The following is a 3011-nucleotide window of genomic DNA, read 5'->3' as shown; positions in this document are numbered from 1 at the left end:
TCGGGCCACAGGCCGGATCTCCCCGTCGACGCCACCCGATGCGAGTTCGCCCGAGGGTTGACGCCGGACGAATGCGGACACCGCCGTGAGTGGTCGAGGGCGCGGGGCAGTCGGCGAAGCGGATCCCGCCTTGCGTGACTTGCGGCCGCCCGCGCGGGGCGCGCACAAGCGAGCGCATCGCGCCGAGCGGGGCTTTGCCGCACCGATCTGCGGGCCGCACCGGTATCGCGGGCGACACCCTCCGCCGAGTGACACGTGGGGCCGGCGCGGCCCGTGCGCGCGCCGATCCCGCGTGGACTCGCCTGTGGGTGTGGCCGTCGAACGAGGAGAGAGTAGTGGTCACCCGTTCCTCTCGTTATCCTTCGGTGGGTTCGGCCGAGCCTCGGGACGGGTCCGCCGACCGCCGGCGCGCATGTCACCACGAACCCCGGAGGACCGGATGACCGCGACATCGTCGTCTGCCCGCGCGCTCGTCGCACTGTTGGCCGGCGCGGGTGTAACCCACTTCGTGCTTCCGCGACCGTTCGACGCAATCATTCCCGGTGCTCTCCCGGGCCGCCCCCGCACTTGGACCCACCTCAGCGGCGCCGCCGAACTCGCCTTGGCGGCGGCGGTGGCCGTACCGCGCACGCGGCGCATCGGCGCCCTGGCCTCGGCCACCTTCTTCGTGGCGGTGTTCCCCGCGAACGTCAAGATGGCGCGCGACTGGAACGATCGCCCCGCTCTGCGACGTTCCGCCGCCTACGCCCGCCTGCCGCTCCAAGTCCCCCTGGTGTGGTGGGCCCTGCGGGTGGCGAGGGCCGGAGCCCCGGGCCGCTGACTGGGGCAGCCGCTCGACCCGATCTGTCGCCTTCGACACAACCGCCGTGCGCCGAACGGCGAGACGAGGCAGCCGGGGCGCGTCGGTCGCAGTCGTCACCGGCCGGAAAATCGGACAACTTCGACCCACGACAACGCGTCTACCATTCGCACAGTTTTGCGGCCGTCGACGCGCTCGGCCACCCGATCCATCAGAACGTCGTGTCGATGCATGCCTTGATATCGCCTTCGACGATCCTCTCCCGGTGAGCCATCGGCGTCGGGGGGTCGTCAGCGGCCTCGTCGCCTTGAACGGACAGCCCGCCGAAAGCCCGATCCCCCGCGTTGAGTTGCCCGGCGTCGGGGCACAGGCGGCCCCCGCCCCGTGATCGGGACTGACGAACGGGGCGAGAGTGATCGACGCCGAGAGCTTCGCCGATCTGCTCCTGTGAGCCGGCCGGCTCGACGGACCGGCTCTGTCGGTGACCAACCGCGGCGAGGGCGGAGTCGTCCGCGAACCCTGGGGCAGTCTCACAGTCATGAGCCGCGGGGAGACCGACCACTGCCACCTCACCGGGGCGCCCATGCGGCGGGCGACCTCGTCGACCACGCGGACCCGACCGGCACACGGTCGCTCGCGGGCGCGCCGTCGAGGTGAGCACGTAGGCGGGTGCGGCCGAGAACGTTGTAACCGGTCACGGTTCGGCGGCAGCCTGGCGAAGCGCGACCTGCGCGCGGCGCCGTCCACAGGCGTCGGGACCGTTTTCACCGCAGGACACACGGGAGCCTTCCGGCCCGAAGCCGCCGTTCCCTGTCGCTTGCCGGCGGTCGGACCGCCGGCTGGCCCGGCCTCCGAGGAGTTCGACGCGCAGACCACGCAACCCCCCTCCGGCGGGGCGATGATTCCTTCGTCGCCTCCCGCTGTTCCCCAACAGGAGTCCTCCCATGCCCATTTCTCGGTTCGATGTCGCCGGTCCTGTGATCGGCGGCGACTTCGGCAACACGACCGGCTTCGTGATCCTCGCAATCGTGCCGGCCGTCGTCGGGGTGGTCGAGCTCGTGCGGCGCAACCGGCGCTGATCGCTCGCAGGGCGACCGCGCCCCCTCGCCATCCGCACGGGCGATGCATGGCTACTCGCCAACGAGGCCGTGCCGTGCCGTGCCATGTCGTGTCGTGCCGTGTCGTGCCGTGCCGTGCCGTGCCGGCGATGGAGGCCACGGCTTGTCGGCACCCCGATTCGCGCCGTGGCACCTTGCACCGTTCGTTCGTGTGCCTCCTCACGGTTCGCGGGCGCCGAGAGGGCCGGGGCCGTACGGCGTCGGCATGGCGCGCGAGGGTCTGCCTAAGATGACCCGAGGTGACCTCGACGGGCTACGGACCGATCCGCACTTTCCGGCGTGCCGCCGCACGCCCGCGCCCGGCGAGCGGTGGATCCTCACCGACGTGTGGTCCGACCCCCTCGCGCCGTACGTCCGCTTCCCCTGCGGCCACCGTTGGGCGCTGTGGTCGGGCGCTGCCCGGTCACCCGTGTGACGGCCCGGTACTCCCGAAGCCACCGCCAGGCGCAGCCGGCCGCCGACACCACCGAGGCGCTGTCGTGAGCGTCGACGACACGGCCAACCCGGAGGAACACGCCCACGCCCGAGTCATCGGGCTCGGGGTTGCTCGAACCGGTGCGGCGCGGGCTCGACGCCCGAATCCGGGCGGCCGCTTACGACTTCTTCGACGCGCCTGCCGAACCCGACGCCCGCGCCGCCGAGGCGGGTGAGGACCGCGTCGGCGGGCGGGTCGGTCTCTACGGCCACGACCGCGACCACGACCACGAGGGGGTCAGCCGTCGTCGCGGAAGGAGAACCGGTAGCGGCCCAGGAAGTTCGCGTGTCGATCCTTGAGCGGCGACAGCCTGGCCACGTCCTCGTCCTTGATGTCGTGCCCTGGGCCCGGCGCCGGGTGATCACGGCGTCCGGATAGCAGGTGTTCCACAGCCCGACCGCGTTCAGGACCAGTGCCTATCCCGGCAGGCAACGGGGCTGCGATCGAGAGGGTGGGCGTACGAACGCCGTTAGGGGATCGAGGCTTTGCGCGGGCGGACCACCCGCGCGCCGGTCCCCGGCCATCGCGATCAGCCGACCTGTGGCGACGAGTCGGCCGTACGCCCCGGCGACCGACCCGCGCGCGAGGCGCGGACCGAGGCGCCGGGGCGCGAGAGCCG

General features: G+C 72.3%; 2 protein-coding genes and 1 pseudogene. 2 read left to right on the top strand and 1 reads right to left on the bottom strand.

Going from position 1 to position 3011, the window contains the following annotated elements:
* Nucleotides 1-439 precede the first annotated feature (439 nt).
* Together GT354_RS20530 and GT354_RS55825 are read left to right on the top strand one after the other, a co-directional pair.
* On the top strand, nucleotides 440-820 hold the full coding sequence (locus GT354_RS20530) for a hypothetical protein (RefSeq protein ID WP_161357799.1): 381 nt from the start codon (nucleotides 440-442) through the stop codon (nucleotides 818-820).
* 923 nt (nucleotides 821-1743) lie between these two features.
* Nucleotides 1744-1878 carry a hypothetical protein gene (locus GT354_RS55825; RefSeq protein ID WP_272923854.1) on the top strand — a complete coding sequence of 45 codons (135 nt, stop codon included), beginning with the start codon at nucleotides 1744-1746 and terminating at the stop codon, nucleotides 1876-1878.
* Nucleotides 1879-2629: 751 nt separating this feature from the next.
* Here GT354_RS55825 and GT354_RS20525 read toward each other — a convergent pair.
* Nucleotides 2630-2805, bottom strand: a pseudogene (locus tag GT354_RS20525) (Tn3 family transposase); the annotation flags it as partial.
* Nucleotides 2806-3011: the final 206 nt, after the last annotated feature.

The sequence above is a fragment of the Streptomyces sp. SID3343 genome (assembly GCF_009865215.1).
Lineage (GTDB): Bacteria > Actinomycetota > Actinomycetes > Streptomycetales > Streptomycetaceae > Embleya.
The sequence above is the reverse complement of the archived record's forward strand: the minus strand, read 5'-3'. Positions and strand labels throughout refer to the sequence as shown.

Bases quoted from the DNA above. Each gene is read 5' to 3' on its own strand.
- GT354_RS20530 (WP_161357799.1), top strand. From the start codon at position 440: ATGACCGCGACATCGTCGTCTGCCCGCGCGCTCGTCGCACTGTTGGCC.
- GT354_RS55825 (WP_272923854.1), top strand. From the start codon at position 1,744: ATGCCCATTTCTCGGTTCGATGTCGCCGGTCCTGTGATCGGCGGCGAC.